The following is a 17361-nucleotide window of genomic DNA, read 5'->3' as shown; positions in this document are numbered from 1 at the left end:
ACATGACGGCAACGGCTGCCGGGCCGCGCTGGTGGCCCGACGAGACGGCCGACCTGCTGATCGTCGGGTACGGGCCGGTGGGCCAGGTGCTGGCCAACCTGATGGCGCGGCGCGGACGGCGGGTGATCGTCGTCGAACGGCACCCGCGTCCGTATCCCATGCCCCGCGCCGTGGCGTTCGACGGCGAGGCCGCGCGAATCCTGGCCGCGGCCGGGGTCGCCGACCATCTCACCGCGGTCGGCGAACCCTCCGGCGACTACCTCTGGCGCAACGGCGAGGGCCGCGACCTGCTGTACATCGACGCCGCCGAGGTGAAGGGGCGCAACGGCTGGCCGGAGTCGACCTCCATGTACCAGCCGGGCCTGGAGGAGGCGCTGATCGCGCACGGCAAGCGGCTGCCGAACCTGACGGTGCTGCGCGGCCACGAGGCCGTCCAGCTGACGCAGGACGAGGGCGGCGCCGAACTGCACGTCGTCGGCGGCGACGGGGTGCGGCGGGTGCTGCGCGGCCGGTGGGTGGTCGGCTGCGACGGCGCGAACAGCCTCGTCCGCCGCACGATCGGCACCGGCTTCGACGACCTGGGCTTCCACCACGAGTGGCTGATCTGCGACTTGGCACTGCACGACCGGCGCACCTTCGTCCCCAACAACCTGCAGATCTGCGATCCGGCCCGGCCGCGCACCCAGGTCTCGGCGGGCCCCGGGCACCGGCGCTGGGAGTTCATGCTGCTGCCCGGCGAGCGCAAGGAGGACATGGACGACCCGGCGACCGCGTGGCGGCTGCTCGCCGGGTGCGGCATCACCCCCGACGACGGGATCATGGAGCGGCACGCGGTCTACACGTTCCAGGCCGCGACCGCCCGGCAGTGGCGCCTCGGCCGCCTGCTGATCGCCGGCGACGCGGCCCACCTGATGCCGCCCTTCGCCGGCCAGGGCATGAGCTCCGGCTTCCGCGACGTCGCCAACCTCGCCTGGAAGCTGGACCTGGTGCTGGACGGGCGGGCCGGCGAGGCGCTGCTGGACTCCTACGCCGAGGAGCGGCGGGCCCATGTGCAGCACGCCATCCGGATGTCGGTGAACCTGGGCAAGGTCATCTGCCAGACCGATCCGAAGGCCGCCGCCGACCGCGACGAGGTGATGATCGCGGCGCGCGAACGGCAGCTGGCGCGCCCCCAGCAGTCGCCGTTCCAGCCGCTGACCCGGGGCCTGGTGTGGCGCGACGGCACCGGCCGCAGACGGCGCGGCGCGGGCGACCAGATGCCCCAGCCGAGGGTGGCCGCGGGCACGGCGCAGGACCTGTTCGACGAGGTGGTGGGCCGCGGCTTCGTCTTCGCCTCCCTCGACGACCCGCGGGAGCTGCTCGGCGCCGGGCGGACGGAGTTCCTGCGCTCGCTCGGCGCCCGCCTGGTGCGGCTGCTGCCGGCCGGCACCGACCCGGCGGCGGCCGCCCCCGGCAGCGTGGTGGACACCGAGGGCCGCCTCACCGCCCACCTGAACGAGGTGGGGGCCCGCTGTGTGCTCGTACGGCCCGACACCTACGCGTTCGGGGCGGCGGACGGCGCGCAGGGTGCCCGGGAGCTGGTCGACGCGCTGGAAGGCGCCCTTCTGCAGGCCGCGCAGCCCGTGCCGGCGGCCGGTTGAGGGACCCGGCGCACCGGCTGTGACCTGCGCGGTTACAGCTGGATTCCCGTTCGGTGGCTGCGCGCGTGGCGTACTGGCTCCACGCGCGGGCGCGAGCGGTCGCGTCGGCGGTGAGCCCTGACATCCCGAGCCCGAACACGATGTGACGACGAAAGAAGTGAGTGATGACCCCCCCGACAGCACAGGGCCGCTCGCGCGGCCTCGCGCTCAGCATTCTCTGTGCGATGCAGCTGATGATCATCCTTGACGGGACGATCGTCACTGTCGCCCTTCCCACCATCCAGAGCGGTCTCGGTTTCTCCCAGAGCGGCCTGTCCTGGGTGGTGAACTCCTACCTCATCGCCTTCGCCGGACTGCTGCTGCTGTCCGGCCGGCTCGGCGACCTGATCGGCACCAAGAAGGTGTTCCTCAGCGGCCTGACGACGTTCACCGTCGCCTCCCTGCTGTGCGGTCTCGCGAACACCTCGGAGCTGCTCATCGCGGGCCGGTTCCTCCAGGGCGTGGGCGCCGCGCTCGCCTCCGCGGTGGTCCTCGGCATGATCGTGGGCCTGTACCCGGAGCCGGGCGAGCAGGCCAAGGCCATGGGCATCTACAGCTTCGTCTCCGCCGGCGGCGCGTCGGTCGGACTCATCGCGGGCGGCGTCATCACCGAGGCGCTCGGCTGGCACTGGGTGTTCCTGATCAACCTGCCGGTCGGCGCGGTCGCCCTGGTCCTCGGCTTGCGCCAGCTGGCCGCCCAGCCGGGGCTCGGGCTGAGCGCGGGCGCCGACGCGATCGGCGCCGTCCTGGTGACGGTCGGCCTGTCGCTGGGCGTCTTCACCATCTCGCAGATCTCCGAGGACCGTTTCGGCGCCGGTGAGCTGGCGCTGTACGGGGCGGTGGCGGTGGCGCTGCTCGGGGCGTTCGTGTGGCGGCAGGCCACGGCACGGCGTCCGCTGCTGGCGCTGCGGATCTTCCGCAGCCGGGAGATCGTCGGCGCCAACCTCGCCGTCGTCCTGGTCTTCGCGGCCGGGTTCGGCTTCCAGTTCCTCAACGCGCTGTACCTGCAGCGGGTGCTGGGCTTCGACTCGATGCAGACCGGGCTGGCGTTCCTGCCGGCACCGCTGGTGATCGGCACCATGTCCCTGTTCTTCACGGCCAGGCTCACCGCGCGCTTCGGCACCCGGCGGGTCCTGCTGACCGGCCTGCTGTTCCTCGGGGGCGGTCTGCTGCTGCTCAGCAGGGCCCCCGTCGACGGCGACTACTGGGTGGACGTCGCGCCCACCCTCGTCATCCAGGGCTTCGGCATGGGCCTGACCGTGCCGTCGGTCATCATGCGGGCCATGTCGGGCGCGGCCCCCGAGGACGCGGGCCTGGCGTCCGGCCTGAACAACACGGCGCAGCAGGCGGGCGCGGCGGTCGGCCTCGCGGTCCTCGCCACGCTGGCGACCTCGCACAGCAACACCCTGCTCCACGAGGGTCACCCGCAGGTGCAGGCGCTGCGTGACGGCTACAGCCTGGCGTTCCTCTTCGCCGCCGGCTTCGTCTTCCTCGCCTGGTGCGTGACCTTCCTGGTGCTCCGGGACGCCAAGGCGCCCGCCGAGGCGCCGGCCGCGGCCGACGCGCCGGTCGTGAACGCCCACATCTGACACAGCGACCCCGGGTCGGAGCGTGACCGGACCACCGGTCACGCTCCGACGCGTATCCCGTGCGGCCCCCTCGCCGCCCGGGCCGACCCACCCAGACGAAAGAGGTTTCACCGTGGCGGACAGGATCCGAGTGGGAGTCGTCGGCGCGCACGCCGAACGGGGGTGGGCCCGCGCGATCCACCTCCCGGCGCTGTCGGCGCTGGACGACTTCGAGATCGTCGCCGTCGCCGGCACGAGCGGCGCGTCGGCGCGGGCGGCGGCCGAGGTCTGGGGCGCCGGCCGGGCCTACGACGACGCCCACGCCCTGATGGCCGACCCGGACGTCGACCTGGTCACCATCGCCGTCCAGCTTCCCCGGCGGGACGGCCTGGTGGAAGCGGCCGTCGACGCCGGCCGGCACGTCTACAGCGAGTGGCCGCTGGCCCTGGACGCGACTACCGCCGAGCGCTTCGAGTCGAAGGCGCGGGCCGCCGGCGTCCGCCACGCGGTGGGGCTGCAGAGCCGGCACCACCCGGCGGTGCGCCTGCTGCGGGACCTGCTGGCGCAAGGGCTGATCGGCGAGGTGCTGTCGGCGTCCCTGCTGTACTCGCTGAGCACCCCGGAGGTGTGGTCCACCCGGTACGCGGCCCTGTTCGACGAGACGAAGGGCGTGAACCACGTGGCGGTCGTCGGCGGCCACTCGCTGGACATGTTCCAGTACGCGGTGGGGGAGTTCGCGGAGGTCTCCGCGACGCTCACCACACGGATCGACCGGATCACGATGCAGGAGACGGGCGAGCGGATCGAGGTGACGTCGCCGGACCAGATCGTGGTGGGCGGCCTGCTGCGCTCGGGGGCGGCGGCGTCCGCGCACTTCATGACCGGCGGTCCGCGCGGTGACGGCTTCCGCATCGAGGTGCACGGCCGGGCCGGGCGCCTGGTGCTGGTCTCCTCCGACGACTCGCTGGTCGGCCCGCAGTTCACGCTGACGCACGCCGCGGCGAACGGCTCGCCCGCGGTGGAGGTGCCGGTGCCGGACGCCTACCGGCCGCTGCTGCCGGGGCCGGCGTCACCGGTGAGCAACGTCGCCCAGGTGTACGCGGACCTGGCGCGGGCGATCCGCACGGGCGACACGTCCGGGCCGGACTTCACCACCGGGGTGCGCACCCACCGCCTGCTCGACGCCATCAAGGCATCGGCCCGCCACGGCAGCCGCGAAACCCTCCCCGCCTGACCGCTCCGCCCGAACCCGCCGCCCGAACCGACCGACTGCTCCCCGCCCACCCCGTCCGGCGGACCACTGTCCTTCTGACCTGACCAGGAGGGCCGCCGCCCCTGATCGGTCCGCCGGACCGCCGCCTTCCGGGCGTTGCCGGGTGGGCCGTCATCGCCGGTTGGTTCGGTGGGGCGTTACCTCCGGCCGGTCCGGCGGGCCGCTGCCTTCCCGGCCTTGATCCGGTACGGCGTCGGGGCCGCCTCCTGTGGGAGGCGGCCCCGACTGCGTGGGGCGGTGTGGCACCGCCGGGGGCTCAGGGGCGGGAGGCGGTCGCCGCCTTGCGGCGGGCCTCGCGTGCCCGGTGCCGGGCCCCGGCACCCCGCTCGACCAGCCACCACTCCGCGAAGAGCAGCGGCAGGATCCACCCCGGCCACGACGCCAGACCGGCCCGCTGCTGACCCCACGCGATCAGCTCCGCCACGTTCTGGGTGACGGGCGGCGGCAGGATCGTGTGGTCGTACACCACCCCGAGGACGCGGCTGAGGACGATCGACATGGTGAGGGCGAAGCTGCGCACCATCCACCGGCGGTGCTCGGTGATGCGGCCCTGCCGGGCCATCCGCAGGCCCGCGACGGCCGTGCCGATCCACAGCACCGACGTCGTCATCGTGCTCATCTGCATCGACAGCCCCGAAGGACTCGCGTATGCCACGGCCAGACCCGCCGTGCCGCCCGACAGGACGGCCGCCACGTAGAACCGGCCGCTGAGGCGGTGCACCCGCGGATGGCGCTGCCGCAGGGCCGGCCACACCTGGAGGCAGCAGGTCACGATCGCGACCGTGCCGGCCAGGACGTGCACCACCAGCACCGGGTAGTGCCAGGGGTACTGCGGGTTCGGCGGGATCTTGGAGTCCGCCGGGTCGAAGGTGAGGTAGCGGGGGATGCCCATGGCCAGGAACACCGCCACCACCAGGGCGAGCGGACCCACCCAGGGGCGCCGCCACCAGCGCGGCGGCGCCTCCGCACCACCGGCTTCGCGGCGCGCTCCGGCCGCGCCGCCCGGGGACCGCCCGGGCTCCGTCGTCGTGATCGTCACGCCGTTCTCCTGTCCGCCCCTGGTCCGCCGCGGACCCGGGTCAGTCCGCGGCGACCAGGGCTTCGCCGGTCGCCTGGTCGGTGATGTGGATGGCCCGGTAGGGGCAGTAGTCCGCGGCGTCGAGCACGTCCTCGTCGGGCTCGATGCGGGACTCGACGGGCTGCGCCTTGCCGTCGACGAGCCGGAAGCGGTCCGGGAGCGAGCCGTTGCACAGCCCGGCACCCATGCAGGCGCGGCGGTCGACGTCGATGTGCCAGGTCACGGCCGTCACCACCGCACCGGCAGCGCGGCGACACCCCGAACGACGTGGTCGCGCTTCCACGGCACCTCGGCGGCGGGCACGGCCAGCTCCAGCGAGGGCATCCGGCGCAGCAGCGTGCTGAGCGCGACCTGCAGCTCCAGCCGGGCCAGCGGGGCGCCCAGGCAGTGGTGGATGCCGTGACCGAAGGCGATGTGCGGGTTGTGCTCGCGGGTCAGGTCGAGTTCCTCGGGACGCTCGAAGACCCGGGGGTCGCGGTTGGCGACGGCCGGGAACACCATGACGGCCTCGCCGGTCCGGACCAGCTGCCCGCCGACCTCGATGTCCTCCACGGCGATGCGGGTGTTCTCCGAGTAGGGGCTGAGCGGGGTGACCCGCAGCAGTTCCTCGATGGCGGTCGGCAGCAACTCCGGCCGCTCGACGAGCCGTTCCCACTCCTCGCGCCGGCTGAGCAGGATGTACAGGTGGTTGGCGAGCTGGTTGGCGGTGGTGTGGTGGCCGGTGGCGAGGAGCGCGATCGACATGGTGATCAGCTCCTCCTCGCTGAGCCGGTCCTCCTCGTCGCGGGCGGCGACGAGCGCGGACAGCAGGTCGTCGCCGGGCTCGGCGCGCCGCTGGGCGATCAGCGAGGACATGTACTCGGGCAGCTTCTCGAAGCGCGCCTCGTTCATCTCCTCGAGCGTGTGCTCGTTGCCGATGGTCAGCCAGGTGTCGATCCAGCCGCGGAACTTGTAGTGGTCCTCCAGCGGCACGGCGAGCATCTCGCAGATCACGGTGATCGGCAGCATCCACGCGTACTGCGCAGCCAGGTCACCGGTGCGGTCCCCGGAGGCCAGCAGGCGGTCGAGGAGGTCGTCGGCGATCTCCTGCGCCCGGGGCCGGATCTGCTCCACGCGGCGCACGGTGAACGCCTTGGCGACCAGCTTGCGCAGCCGCGCGTGCTCCGGGTCGTCCATCGAGACGATGTTGAGTTCCTCGTACGCCTTGCGGACGCGCGGTACGTCCTTGCCGACCGTGGCGGCCCGGCTGAACCGCGGGTCGGCGAGGACGGTCTTGATGTCGGCGTGCCGCGTGGCGAGCCACGCCTCGCCGCCGTACTGCATGGTGACCCGGGTCAGGGCCTGCTCGGCGCGCACCTCGGCGTACATCGGGTGCAGGTCGGTGGCCACGGGCTCGGCGAACGGGTAGTCGAGCACCCGGTGCATGGGGCACCCGGGCGGGGGCGCGGCGGCGTCGCCGGGCTGGAGGCTGGCGTGGTCGGTGACCGTCATCGGAAGGTCGCCCTCTCTCTGGCGCGGTAGGGGTGGTGGTCGTCAGTTGCCGATGGCGCGCGGGAAGTCGAACAGTCGGTGGGGGTCGTACGCCTGCTTCAGCGCCTTCAGACGGGCGTAGTTGGAGCCGTAGTAGGCGTTCTGCCAGCCGCTGAGGTACAGGTCGGGGAAGTTGATGTAGGACTGTCCGTCGGACAGCGGGTCGATGACGCCGAAGCCGTTCGTCGCCCAGTCCACGGCGGCGCCGGCCTCCTCCGTGCTCGGCGTCGCGGTGCCGAGGGCCACGCCGTAGCCGACGTGGAACAGGGCGTCGCGGTGGACGAACGCGGTGGCGTCCGGCGCGCGGTCGGCCACGGCGCCGCCGAGGCCCATGAAGCTCAGGTACCGGGTCTGCCCGGAGCGCGGCGCGGCCTCGAACGCGGCGAGCGCGGCGGCGGTCCCGGCCGCCCCGAGAGGCCTGCTGACCAGGCGGGCCCGCATGCGCTGCCACTCGGTGCGCGGGTGGGAGCCGCCGTCGGCGAGCCCGTACACGTACTGCATGCCCTCGTCGAAGGGCAGGTCGAGGACCCGGCTGGTGGCGGGCTGCGCCCCGGCCAGCGAGGCGAGTTCGGCGAGGCCCGCGTGCGCGTCCTCCTCGGTGGTGTAGTAGGCGCCCTGCTGGAGGATGACCGGCGGGTTCCCGGAGCCGGCGTCCGGCTGGATCACGATGACCTGGCCGGTGGAGCGGCGGGGCGTGCCGGTGTACCACTCCTGCCAGGCGGTGAGGAACCGCTCGGCGTGGGACCAGTCCCAGGTCTGCTCGTAGAACACCATGCGGGGGGCGGAGATCGGGCGCAGCTCGAAGTCGACGACGACTCCGAAGTTGCCGCCGCCGCTGCCGCGCAGCGCCCAGAACAGGTCCGGGTTGGACAGTTCGCTCGCGGTCACCAGGCGGCCGTCGGCCAGCACCACCTTGGCGGAGACCAGCCGGTCGGAGCCGATGCCGAACCCGCGGCTCTGGTACCCGACGCCGCCACCGGAGACGTAGCCGCCGACGGCGACGTCGTGGCAGGTGCCCGTCACCATCTGCTGGTTGAACGGCTTCAGCGCGTGCAGCGCCTCGATGCTGATGGTGCCGGGTCCGACGTGCACGGTCGGGGAGCCGCCGCCGGTGACGTGGTTGAGGCGGCGGACGTCGAGGATCATGCCCTCGCCGGAGGACCAGCCGAGGAAGTTGTGGCCGCCGCTGCGCACCCGCGGCTTGACGCCGTTGGCGGCCGCGAAACGGATCGCGGTCTGTACGTCCTTGGTGCTCTCGGCGTAGACGACGGCCTGCGGGGTGAGGCTGTCGAACTCGCCGATGGCCAGCTGCTTGGCGGTGGCGTAGGCCGCGTCGCCGGGAAGGACGACGTCACCGCCGACGGCTGCGCGCAGCCCCTCCCAGTCGGGCGTGCCGGCCGCGCGGACGGCGGCGGACGCCGACGTGGTGGCCGCGGCACCGGCCGCCGCCGACACGGCGAGGGCGCCCCCGGCGCGAAGCAGGTTCCTTCGGTCCATCATTGATTCCTCCGTGTGGCGTGAATACGCGAGAACGCTAGGGCGCCGGCGACTGCACTGAATTCCCCTAACACCCCCCTGGATTCTTTTGGGGAATTGGGCTGGGGGAATATACGGGTGCCCGTCCGCCGCCCCGCTCTTCTAGGCTCCTGGCATTCCAGATCCCAGTCGTTCACCGCTCGGGGAGAAACAGGAGACCATCGTGACCGCAACCATTCCTGAGGTGGACACCGGTGCGCCCGGACCACGGCGGAAATCCCTTCCGTCCCTGACGGGCATGCGGTTCTTCGCCGCGCTCCTGGTGTTCTTCATCCACTCCCTGCAACCGATCGGGCCGGTCGACCCGACGGGGCCGGTCAACCCGTTCGCCGACAGGTCCGTCGCCCAGGGGCTGCTGAAGTTCTTCGGGCCGGCCGGTTACCTCGGCGTCTCCTTCTTCTTCCTGCTGAGCGGGTTCGTCATCACCTGGTCGGTGCGGCCGGGAGAGCGGGTCACCGCCTACTGGCGGCGCCGGATCGTGAAGATCTTCCCCAATCACCTGGTGATGTGGGCGGCGGCCATGCTGCTGTTCGCGTCGGCGTACACGCCGGCGAGCACCTGGCTGCCGAATCTTTTCCTGGTGAACTCATGGATCAACGAATTCACCGTCCAGATGAGTGTGAACGCGCCGTCCTGGTCACTGTGCTCGGAATTGCTCTTCTATCTGTCGTTCCCGCTTCTGCTGCTCGCGGTGCGGCGCGTGAAGACGGAACACCTGTGGTGGTGGGCGGCCGGCACGGCGGCGGCCACGGCCGGGGTCGCGCTGGTGACGACGACGCTCCTGCCCGACACCCCCCGGCTGCCCGTGATCCCGCTCTCGCCCACCCAGAACTGGTTCAACTACACGTTCCCGCCCATGCGGATGTTCGAGTTCGTGCTCGGCATGCTGCTGGCCCGGCTGGTCATCGCCGGCCGCTGGCCCCGTATCCCGGCCGGCTGGGTGGTGGCCCTGCTGGTGGCCGGCTACGCCGCCGCGATGTACGTGCCCGCGCCGTTCAACTTCGTCTCGGCGACGGTCGTACCGTTCGGCGTCGCGATCGCCTCCGTGGCCCGCGCCGACGCGCACGGCGTGCGCACCCGTCTCGACGGCCGGGTCCTGGTGTGGCTCGGCAACGTCTCCTTCGGCTTCTACCTGTGTCAGGGAGTGGTCATCTTCTGGGGCCGTCAGGCGGTCCTCGGCAACGGGCAGTTCAGCACGCCCGTCGCCGTCCTCGTCATGATCGGCCTGTTCGCGGCCACCCTGCTCGGCGGCTGGCTGCTGTACGCCTGCGTGGAGATGCCGGCGATGCGGTACCTCAGCCGGTCCCGCGCCGACCGCGCCGGGGTCACGGAGCCCGCTCTCGCGGCCGAGGCCCCGGCGGCACCCGTGGCACCGGCGGCACCCGCGGCATCCGCCACCCCGGCCGCATCCGCCACCCCGGCCGCATCCGCCGCTCCGGCGGCACCCGCCGGACCGACCGCACCGACCGCGACCGCCGGCCGCGGTCCCGTCCGCTCCTCCTGAAGGCTCAGACTCCCTCCGTACCCGTCCATTCCCCCGTCCGGGTACGGAGGGCCCACCCCGTGGTGGGCACGGCACCCGCCGCGCCCACCACGGGGCGTTGCGCCCCGAGCACCGCGGGAAGCTCATCCCCGCATCAACTCGTTGACCAGCCAGGCCAGTTCCACGGACTGCTCGGCGTTCAGCCGCGGGTCGCACAGCGTCTCGTAACGTGCCGCGAGCGCCGCGTCGTCGAGGCCGCGGGCGCCGCCCAGACACTCGGTGACCTGATCGCCGGTCAGCTCGACGTGCAGCCCGCCCGGATGGGTGCCCAGCGCCCGGTGCACCTCGAAGAACCCGCGCACCTCGTCGATGATGTCGTCGAAGTGCCGGGACTTGTAACCGCTCTCCGTCTCCCGGGTGTTGCCGTGCATCGGGTCGCACTGCCACACGACCCGGTGGCCGAGCGCGGTGACCTTCTCCACGATCGGCGGCAGCACCTCGCGGATCCGGTCCCGGCCCATCCGGGAGATCAGCGTGAGCCGGCCGGGCTCCCGGTCCGGGTCGAGCCGCTGGACGTACTCGACGGCCTGCTCGGGCGACGTCCCCGGGCCGATCTTGAGCCCGATCGGGTTGGCGAGCTGTGCGGCGAGGGCGATGTGCGCGCCGTCCAGGTCGCGGGTGCGCTCGCCGATCCACAGGAAGTGCCCGGACAGGCCGTACAGCGTCGTACGGCCGCTGCCGTCCTCGTCGACGCCGCGCAGCAGGCCCCGCTCGTAGTCCAGGAGCAGCGCCTCGTGGGCCGCGTACACCTCGGTGGTGTGCAGGGCCCGGTGGTCCGCGCCGCAGGCCTTCATGAAGCGCAGTCCGCTGTCGATCTCGTCGGCGAGGGCGCGGAAGCCCTGGCCGGCCGGCGAGGCGCGGACGAAGTCGAGGTTCCAGCCCTGCACCTGGTCCAGGCCGGCCATCCCGGAATCGGTCATCGCGCGCACGTGGTTGAGGGCGGCGGCGGAGTGCGCGTACGCCTCGAGCATGCGGCCGGGGTCGGCGACGCGGGCGGCGGGGGCGGGCTCGGCGGAGTTGACGATGTCCCCGCGGTACACCGGCAGGTTCAGTTCGTCGGTGGGCTTGGAGCGGGGCTTGGCGTACTGTCCCGCGATCCGCGCGACCTTCACCACGGGCAGGCTCGCCCCGTACGTGAGAATCACGGCCATCTGCAGAAGGGTGCGGACGTTCGCGCGGACGTGCTCCCCGGTGTTGCCCTCGAAGGTCTCCGCGCAGTCCCCGCCGTGCAGCAGGAACGCGCGCCCGTGGGCCACGTCGGCGAGCCGCCGGCGCAGCCGGTCGACCTCGCCGGGCAGCACCAGCGAGGGGAGCCGCTCCAGGGTCGCGCGCACCCCGGTGACCTGGGCGGGGTCCGGGTACTCCGGCTGCTGGGCCGCGGGTTTGGCGAGGGCGTCGGCCACCCGTTCGGCCACCGCGGGAGGCAGCGCGGCGGCGGGCGCCGCGGCTGTGCTCTGTATGAGTGGAGGCATGCCCAGGACAGTAGGCAGCACGCGCCGCGCACCAGGCCACTGAGCGGTAACCCGGTGCCCATCTGCCGCGACCGGGTGACGTCAGCCCAGCCGGAAGAACTCCCGGTACAGGGCGAGCTGTTCGGCCAGCATCGGCTCGCCGTAGTGGACGGGCAGTCCCGCCTCCTGCGCCGCCCGCAGCAGCGGCGTGTGCCGCGGCGACATGATGATGTCGGCGACCCGCGTGCCGGGACGCAGGACCGCAGGGTCGAAGGGCAGCGGATCGCCGGGGCGCAGCCCCATCGGCGTGGCGTTGACGGCGAGGTCCGCGTCGGCGTGCCCGGGGGCGACGGCGAGACGCCCCGGGAAGTGCGGGGCGAGCCGGGCTCGCAGGGCGGCCGCGCGCTCCGGGTCCGCGTCCCAGACGGTGACGTGCGCGCCCGCCTGCAGCAGGGCCACCGCGATCGCCGAGCCGGCGCCGCCGGCGCCCGCCAGGCACACCGTCGCGCCCCGCGGGTCGTGTCCCGCCGTGCGCAGACCGCGCACGAAGCCTTCCCCGTCGAAGTTCGCGCCTTCCCAGCCGCCGTCCGGCAGGCGCCGCATCGCGTTGACCGAGCCGCTCAGCGCGGCGGCCTCGGTGACCCGGCCGGCGAGCGCCCGGCAGGCGGGCTTGTGCGGAACGGTCACCAGCAGGCCGTCCAGATTGCGTACGGCGGTGAGCCCCCGGACGGCGTCGGCCAGCCCGGCCGGTGCCACGTCCACCGGCACCAGCACGGCGTCCAGGCCGAGCCGCGCGAAGAGCGGGTTGAGCAGGGCGGGCGCCCGCACCTGCGTCACCGGGGCGCCGAGCACCGCGTACAGACGGGTCGTACCGGTGATGGTCACGGCGTCCATGTCCTGACCGCCTTCCACGTGGAACCCCCGAGCCGGGCGGACGGGACGACGATACGGCGGCACGGATCACGGACCATCCCCTGACGTCCCCCTGACATCCGGGACCGTCCAGTGGCCCCGTGGTCAGCCGGAGCCGGAGCCGGAGCCGGAGCCGGAACCGGGGCTGGAGCCGGTGCCGCCCGCCGATTCCTTGGCGGCGCGGCGGTACTCGGCGTTGATGCGCTGTGCTTCCTCGAGCTGGTCCTCGAGGATGACGATGCGGCACGCGGCCTCGATCGGGGTCCCCTTGTCGACGAGCTCCCGGGCGCGAGCGGCGATCCGCAGCTGGTAGCGGGAGTACCGGCGATGTCCTCCCTCCGAGCGGAGCGGAGTGATCAGACGGGCTTCCCCGATGGCCCGGAGGAACCCCGGCGTGGTGCCGAGCATCTCGGCTGCCCGTCCCATCGTGTACGCGGGGTAGTCGTCGTCGTCCAGACGATCATTCAGGGGGTTGTCCGATGTCATGTCACCTCGCTGTGCAACGCGTCGAGGGGCCCTGATGCCGTACGGCACCGGGGCCCCAAGGGGAATTCAACACCATCTGCGGGTCCTGCCGCTGTGCCGACCTCCCCTTTCCGCTCCCCGGCCGGGCGGGGCGGAGCATCGCTCTCACCACCGTTTCACGCCCCGGCGGGCTGTGTGCGAACGGACGGCGACACAGCGTTGGGGGCTCTGCCGACGCGCGTCGGCAGAGCCCCCAACGGGATCCGAGGGCGGTTGTCCCGCCCGTGCCCCTCTCACACGGCCACGGTCTCCGGCCGGTCGTGGCAGGTGAAGCCCAGGCGTGTCATGGCCCGCGTGACCTCGCCGGCGGTGAAGTCGCGGGGGTCCTGTCGCGTGAGGACCTGGCCCACCTGCTTGACGGGGTAGCGGCGGCGGCCGATGGTCACGGACTCACTCGTGACCAGTGCGGGCCGCACGCCCTTCATCGAGGCCAGCACCCCGGTCCTGGTCAGGTCGAACGGGTAGCGGGCGATGACGCAGCGCATGATGCCTCACAGGGGAGAAGTCACGGGATGGAGCCCCCGGGCGGCGAGCGGGCCGCCCCGGGCGAGGCGGATCAGCGCGAAAGGGTGAGGACGCCGGGAACCCGGCCGTACTCACCGGCGCCGCCGGGGCGGCCGCCGCCCGGCGCGGGCAGCGACCCGCCGAGGACGTCCCGCAGCCGCATCCGGTCCGTGTACGTGGAACTGTCCCGGAGGACGGCGAGCCGGTCCCGGGTGATCAGAGCCGTGCTCTGGTCGTCCTCGTCGCACACCGTCAGGTACGCGACCCGGGCGCCCGCCATGACGGCCAGCGCCACCTCGACGGTCATGTCGTCACACACCCGGGGCCCGTGCCCTTCGACGTCGTCGGCCACGGTCAGGGGGGCGGGATCCGGCAAGCGGTACTGCGTCCGCGCTGACGTCAAGAGTGTCTCCTTCGGTGACGGCTGGTCTGCTGGTCGACGGGATGACTCTCGCGGCCGCGCCGGACCGCTCCTACGGCTCCGGGGGGAGGCGCAGACCTGGGCAGCCTCCTCGGCTCCCAGGGGCGGCGCAGACCTGAGCAGGCTCATCGGCCCCCGGGGCGGCGCAGACCTGGACGGCCCCCTACCGCTCCCGGGGTGGCGCAGACCTAAGCGGCCGTGTCGGTTCCGGGTCGGCGCTGCGCCTCGCGGCGCATCCCCGCGCCGGCGGGACGCCCCTGGCCGCCGCGGCCCCGGCGGCTGCGGGACGCCGAAGACGTGCGGCGGGGACGCTCGACGACAGGAGCGGTGATGACCACCGGGACACCGGAGGGCGCCTGGGCGCCCGTGATGCGGCTGAGCTCCGCCTCGCCCGAGCGGACCGGGGTGATGCGCGGGGTGATGCCCGCCGACGCCATCAGCCGGGACATGCCGCGGCGCTGGCCGGGGGTCACCAGGGTGACGACGCTGCCCGACTCGCCGGCACGGGCGGTACGGCCGCCGCGGTGCAGGTAGTCCTTGTGATCGCTGGGCGGATCCACGTTGACGACGAGGTCGAGGTCGTCGACGTGGATGCCGCGGGCGGCGACGTTGGTGGCCACCAGGACGGTGACGTGACCGTCCTTGAACTGGGCGAGGGTGCGGGTGCGCTGCGGCTGGGAGCGGCCGCCGTGCAGGGCTGCCGCCCGGACACCGCTGTTCAGCAGGTGCTGGGTCAGCCGGTCCACCGCGTGCTTGGTGTCCAGGAACATGATGACCCGGCCGTCGCGGGCCGCGATCTCGGTGGTCGTGCGGTGCTTGTCCGCGTCGTGCACGTGGAGCACGTGGTGCTCCATCGTGGTGACGGCACCTGCCGACGGGTCGACGGAGTGGACCACCGGGTCGGTCAGGTAGCGGCGGACCAGCAGGTCGACGTTACGGTCCAGGGTGGCGGAGAACAGCAGCCGCTGGCCGTCGGGGCGCACCTGGTCGAGCAGTGCGGTGACCTGGGGCATGAAGCCCATGTCGGTCATCTGGTCGGCCTCGTCGAGGACGGTGATGTCGACGTCGTCGAGGCGGCAGTCGCCGCGGTCGATGAGGTCCTTGAGCCGGCCGGGCGTCGCGACGACGACCTCGGCGCCACCGCGCAGCGCACTGGCCTGCCGGCCGATGGACATGCCGCCGACGACCGTGGCGAGCCGCAGGCTCACGGAACGGGCGTACGGGGTGAGCGCGTCGGTGACCTGCTGGGCCAGCTCACGGGTGGGGACGAGGACCAGCGCGAGGGGCTGGCGCGGTTCGGCGCGGCGGCCGGCGGTGCGGGCCAGCAGCGCGAGGCCGAAGGCGAGGGTCTTGCCGGAGCCGGTGCGGCCGCGGCCGAGGACGTCACGTCCGGCCAGGGAGTTCGGCAGGGTCGCCGCCTGGATCGGGAAGGGCACGGTCACGCCTTCCCGGCCGAGCGTGCTCAGCAGCGGGGCCGGCATGGCGAGATCGGCGAACGACTCGACGGCGGGCAATGCGGGCGTGATCGTCTTCGGCAGGGCGAAATCGCCCCGCACGGGCTGGCGGCTGCCGTAACCGCTGGAGCGGCGCGGCCCGCCGGAGCGCCCGGCGGATCCACTTCCTGCGAAGCGGTCGTACGGGCGATCGGTGCGTGCGCGAGTGGTACGTGTGCGGTTCATACGGAACCTTCCTCGATGCGGGCGCGTATCAAGGAGTTTCCGCAGCAGAATGAAGCGCGCAGAGAATCGCGAGAACGGGCCGGAAAAGACGGGGTGGAATCACCCTGGAAAAAAGCGAGCTGGGGCCCGCACCCCAAGGTGCGGGCCCCAGCTGCGAAGCGCGTCAGCGCTGGTGCGTCAGGCGGGAACGATGTTCTCGGCCGTCGGGCCCTTCTGGCCCTGCGCGATGTCGAACGTCACCTTCTGGCCCTCCAGCAGCTCGCGGAAGCCCTGGGTGGCGATGTTCGAGTAGTGGGCGAAGACGTCCGGGCCGCCGCCGTCCTGCTCGATGAAGCCGAAGCCCTTTTCCGCGTTGAACCACTTCACGGTACCAGCAGCCATTGTATTTCTCCTTCGGAGACGGTGTCAGGAAATACGCCCTGTGCGCATTCCGTGTCGCCGTGATGATCAGCCGTCGGAAAAACCTTCTGGCAACCACACCTGCAACTGATGACGACAGTAGCACGCCGAAGTCGGCCCGGTGCGGCCGAAAAATCCGCGCCGCCGATGATTGCAGGAATACCTTTCATGCGGCGCGTCGATTTCTTATGTCGCCACCACAGATATTGGCTTCCACGGGTACAGGTTTGCTCCTGCCCGCATCTCCGCGCACCGCTGTGACCTCCCCCGATGGCCCCGACCGCACGTCACGGGCCGGCCCCCCGACGAGCACGCCGAAACCGGTCCGGGAGACGAAGGCCACACGCGTGTCGCGACCGCGCGCACGCGGAGCGCCGGGCGTGGCGGACCTGGCCATCATCAAGGAGGCCGCGAAGCGCCGAGGCATAAGCGAGGCCGAGATCATCCGTCAGGGCATCCACCTTGCGGCCATGGCCAACCGGGTCTGGGACGAGCCCCTGTTCTCCCGCACCTTCGAGGGGCCGGGGCGTACGCCGTCCACGTCGGAGGTCCGGGACGCGGTCGCCCAGGCCGTCCGACGTGACACCGGCTCGGGTCCGGGATCCGCCGCATGATCATTGTCATCGCCGGCACGTCCGGCCTTCTGGCAGCCCTGGACTCCGCTCATCCGGAACACCGGGCGGCGAACGAGGCGATCATGGCGGCGGGACTGCTGGTCATGTCGCCGCTCCTGCTGGCCGAACTGGATCACGTGGCGACACGTGAGCTCGGCAGGGAGGCCGCCCTCAGCGCGGTCGACGACCTGCGGCGCTGGATGAGCCGGGGCCGTGTCGTCATGCCGGAGATCACGGAGGGCCACCTGGGCGCCGCCCAGTCCGTCCGTGTCCGCCACCGCGCGCTGGACCTCGACCTCGCCGACGCGGTGAACGTGGCGCTCGCCGCCGACTACGACACGGACGCGATCCTCACCCTCGACCGGCGAGACTTCCGGGCCGTACGCCCGTTGGGCCGCCACAAGGCGTTCAGGGTACTGCCCGACGACCTCCCGCTCTGACGCAGTCCGCTCGGCGGCCAAGTGTGCCCCGCGCCAGGGGGCTTGTGTGCCGCGCACAGCCCGGAGCTCCTTCGCGATTCCAGAGGTCCGTCCGTTGCGACTGCAGATCCGCCACTAAGAGGTCATCTCATTTGGTGAGTCGGCGGTAGCAGATGAGGGTGCAGGCGATGCTGGTGAAGGCGAGGAAGTGCTCGGCTTTGCGATCGTAG

At 72.5% G+C, this 17361-nt stretch carries 17 protein-coding genes; 6 read left to right on the top strand and 11 right to left on the bottom strand.

Going from position 1 to position 17361, the window contains the following annotated elements; genetic code table 11:
• Positions 1–2 precede the first annotated feature (2 nt).
• The 3 genes from mhpA (at position 3) to AC0B9F_RS28225 (ending at position 4481) form a co-directional block, all read left to right on the top strand.
• The gene (gene mhpA, locus AC0B9F_RS28235) at positions 3–1640 is read left to right on the top strand and encodes a bifunctional 3-(3-hydroxy-phenyl)propionate/3-hydroxycinnamic acid hydroxylase MhpA (RefSeq protein ID WP_472007329.1); all 1638 of its coding nucleotides are present in this window, start codon (positions 3–5) and stop codon (positions 1638–1640) included.
• 164 nt (positions 1641–1804) lie between these two features.
• Complete coding sequence (locus AC0B9F_RS28230) at positions 1805–3268, top strand: MFS transporter (RefSeq protein WP_472007328.1); 1464 nt, start codon at positions 1805–1807, stop codon at positions 3266–3268.
• Positions 3269–3380: 112 nt separating this feature from the next.
• On the top strand, positions 3381–4481 hold the full coding sequence (locus AC0B9F_RS28225) for a Gfo/Idh/MocA family protein (protein WP_472007326.1): 1101 nt from the start codon (positions 3381–3383) through the stop codon (positions 4479–4481).
• 295 nt (positions 4482–4776) lie between these two features.
• Here the strand turns inward: AC0B9F_RS28225 and AC0B9F_RS28220 are convergent, their stop codons facing one another.
• The 4 genes from AC0B9F_RS28220 to AC0B9F_RS28205 are packed head-to-tail and all read right to left on the bottom strand — an operon-like array spanning position 4777 to position 8625.
• Complete coding sequence (locus AC0B9F_RS28220; RefSeq protein ID WP_472007324.1) at positions 4777–5559, bottom strand: DUF2306 domain-containing protein; 783 nt, start codon at positions 5557–5559, stop codon at positions 4777–4779.
• Between the two features lie 40 nt (positions 5560–5599).
• Positions 5600–5821, bottom strand: a complete 222-nt coding sequence (locus AC0B9F_RS28215) for a ferredoxin (protein WP_472007322.1) — start codon at positions 5819–5821, stop codon at positions 5600–5602.
• Positions 5822–5826: 5 nt separating this feature from the next.
• On the bottom strand, positions 5827–7089 hold the full coding sequence (locus AC0B9F_RS28210; RefSeq protein ID WP_472007320.1) for a cytochrome P450: 1263 nt from the start codon (positions 7087–7089) through the stop codon (positions 5827–5829).
• A gap of 42 nt (positions 7090–7131) precedes the next feature.
• The gene (locus AC0B9F_RS28205) at positions 7132–8625 is read right to left on the bottom strand and encodes an FAD-binding oxidoreductase (RefSeq protein ID WP_472007318.1); all 1494 of its coding nucleotides are present in this window, start codon (positions 8623–8625) and stop codon (positions 7132–7134) included.
• Positions 8626–8827: 202 nt separating this feature from the next.
• Here AC0B9F_RS28205 and AC0B9F_RS28200 point away from each other — a divergent pair, with 202 nt between their 5' ends.
• Complete coding sequence (locus AC0B9F_RS28200; RefSeq protein ID WP_472007316.1) at positions 8828–10168, top strand: acyltransferase family protein; 1341 nt, start codon at positions 8828–8830, stop codon at positions 10166–10168.
• 122 nt (positions 10169–10290) lie between these two features.
• Here AC0B9F_RS28200 and AC0B9F_RS28195 read toward each other — a convergent pair whose 3' ends face one another.
• From AC0B9F_RS28195 to AC0B9F_RS28165, 7 genes are all read right to left on the bottom strand, one after another.
• On the bottom strand, positions 10291–11679 hold the full coding sequence (locus tag AC0B9F_RS28195) for a class II 3-deoxy-7-phosphoheptulonate synthase (protein ID WP_472007315.1): 1389 nt from the start codon (positions 11677–11679) through the stop codon (positions 10291–10293).
• An 81-nt stretch (positions 11680–11760) separates the two neighbouring features.
• Positions 11761–12552 (bottom strand): shikimate dehydrogenase family protein, encoded by a 792-nt coding sequence (locus AC0B9F_RS28190; protein WP_472007314.1) that lies wholly within the window; start codon positions 12550–12552, stop codon positions 11761–11763.
• A gap of 123 nt (positions 12553–12675) precedes the next feature.
• Complete coding sequence (locus tag AC0B9F_RS28185; protein WP_472007312.1) at positions 12676–13056, bottom strand: helix-turn-helix domain-containing protein; 381 nt, start codon at positions 13054–13056, stop codon at positions 12676–12678.
• 272 nt (positions 13057–13328) lie between these two features.
• Complete coding sequence (locus AC0B9F_RS28180) at positions 13329–13580, bottom strand: SCO5918 family protein (RefSeq protein WP_472007310.1); 252 nt, start codon at positions 13578–13580, stop codon at positions 13329–13331.
• A gap of 71 nt (positions 13581–13651) precedes the next feature.
• Positions 13652–14002 carry a CBS domain-containing protein gene (locus tag AC0B9F_RS28175; RefSeq protein ID WP_472007308.1) on the bottom strand — a complete coding sequence of 117 codons (351 nt, stop codon included), beginning with the start codon at positions 14000–14002 and terminating at the stop codon, positions 13652–13654.
• Positions 14003–14208: 206 nt separating this feature from the next.
• Positions 14209–15699 carry a DEAD/DEAH box helicase gene (locus AC0B9F_RS28170; RefSeq protein ID WP_472007307.1) on the bottom strand — a complete coding sequence of 497 codons (1491 nt, stop codon included), beginning with the start codon at positions 15697–15699 and terminating at the stop codon, positions 14209–14211.
• Between the two features lie 177 nt (positions 15700–15876).
• Positions 15877–16080 carry a cold-shock protein gene (locus AC0B9F_RS28165; RefSeq protein ID WP_030362120.1) on the bottom strand — a complete coding sequence of 68 codons (204 nt, stop codon included), beginning with the start codon at positions 16078–16080 and terminating at the stop codon, positions 15877–15879.
• A 365-nt stretch (positions 16081–16445) separates the two neighbouring features.
• Here AC0B9F_RS28165 and AC0B9F_RS28160 point away from each other — a divergent pair, with 365 nt between their 5' ends.
• Together AC0B9F_RS28160 and AC0B9F_RS28155 are read left to right on the top strand one after the other, a co-directional pair.
• Entirely contained in the window at positions 16446–16712 is a 267-nt protein-coding gene (locus AC0B9F_RS28160) for a ribbon-helix-helix domain-containing protein (RefSeq protein WP_472007304.1), read from the top strand.
• The gene (locus tag AC0B9F_RS28155; RefSeq protein WP_472007303.1) at positions 16709–17152 is read left to right on the top strand and encodes a PIN domain-containing protein; all 444 of its coding nucleotides are present in this window, start codon (positions 16709–16711) and stop codon (positions 17150–17152) included. The genes AC0B9F_RS28160 and AC0B9F_RS28155 overlap by 4 nt, the downstream gene beginning before the upstream one ends.
• Positions 17153–17361: the final 209 nt, after the last annotated feature.

Source organism: Streptomyces sp. NPDC097129 (assembly GCF_055668065.1).
Note: the sequence above shows the minus strand (reverse complement) of the source record. Positions and strands in the feature narration are given on the sequence as shown.

Bases quoted from the DNA above. Each gene is read 5' to 3' on its own strand.
- AC0B9F_RS28185 (WP_472007312.1), bottom strand. From the start codon at position 13,056: ATGACATCGGACAACCCCCTGAATGATCGTCTGGACGACGACGACTAC.
- AC0B9F_RS28230 (WP_472007328.1), top strand. From the start codon at position 1,805: ATGACCCCCCCGACAGCACAGGGCCGCTCGCGCGGCCTCGCGCTCAGC.
- AC0B9F_RS28210 (WP_472007320.1), bottom strand. From the start codon at position 7,089: ATGACGGTCACCGACCACGCCAGCCTCCAGCCCGGCGACGCCGCCGCG.
- AC0B9F_RS28205 (WP_472007318.1), bottom strand. From the start codon at position 8,625: ATGGACCGAAGGAACCTGCTTCGCGCCGGGGGCGCCCTCGCCGTGTCG.
- AC0B9F_RS28170 (WP_472007307.1), bottom strand. From the start codon at position 15,699: ATGAACCGCACACGTACCACTCGCGCACGCACCGATCGCCCGTACGAC.
- AC0B9F_RS28195 (WP_472007315.1), bottom strand. From the start codon at position 11,679: ATGCCTCCACTCATACAGAGCACAGCCGCGGCGCCCGCCGCCGCGCTG.
- mhpA (WP_472007329.1), top strand. From the start codon at position 3: ATGACGGCAACGGCTGCCGGGCCGCGCTGGTGGCCCGACGAGACGGCC.
- AC0B9F_RS28180 (WP_472007310.1), bottom strand. From the start codon at position 13,580: ATGCGCTGCGTCATCGCCCGCTACCCGTTCGACCTGACCAGGACCGGG.
- AC0B9F_RS28190 (WP_472007314.1), bottom strand. From the start codon at position 12,552: ATGGACGCCGTGACCATCACCGGTACGACCCGTCTGTACGCGGTGCTC.
- AC0B9F_RS28165 (WP_030362120.1), bottom strand. From the start codon at position 16,080: ATGGCTGCTGGTACCGTGAAGTGGTTCAACGCGGAAAAGGGCTTCGGC.
- AC0B9F_RS28155 (WP_472007303.1), top strand. From the start codon at position 16,709: ATGATCATTGTCATCGCCGGCACGTCCGGCCTTCTGGCAGCCCTGGAC.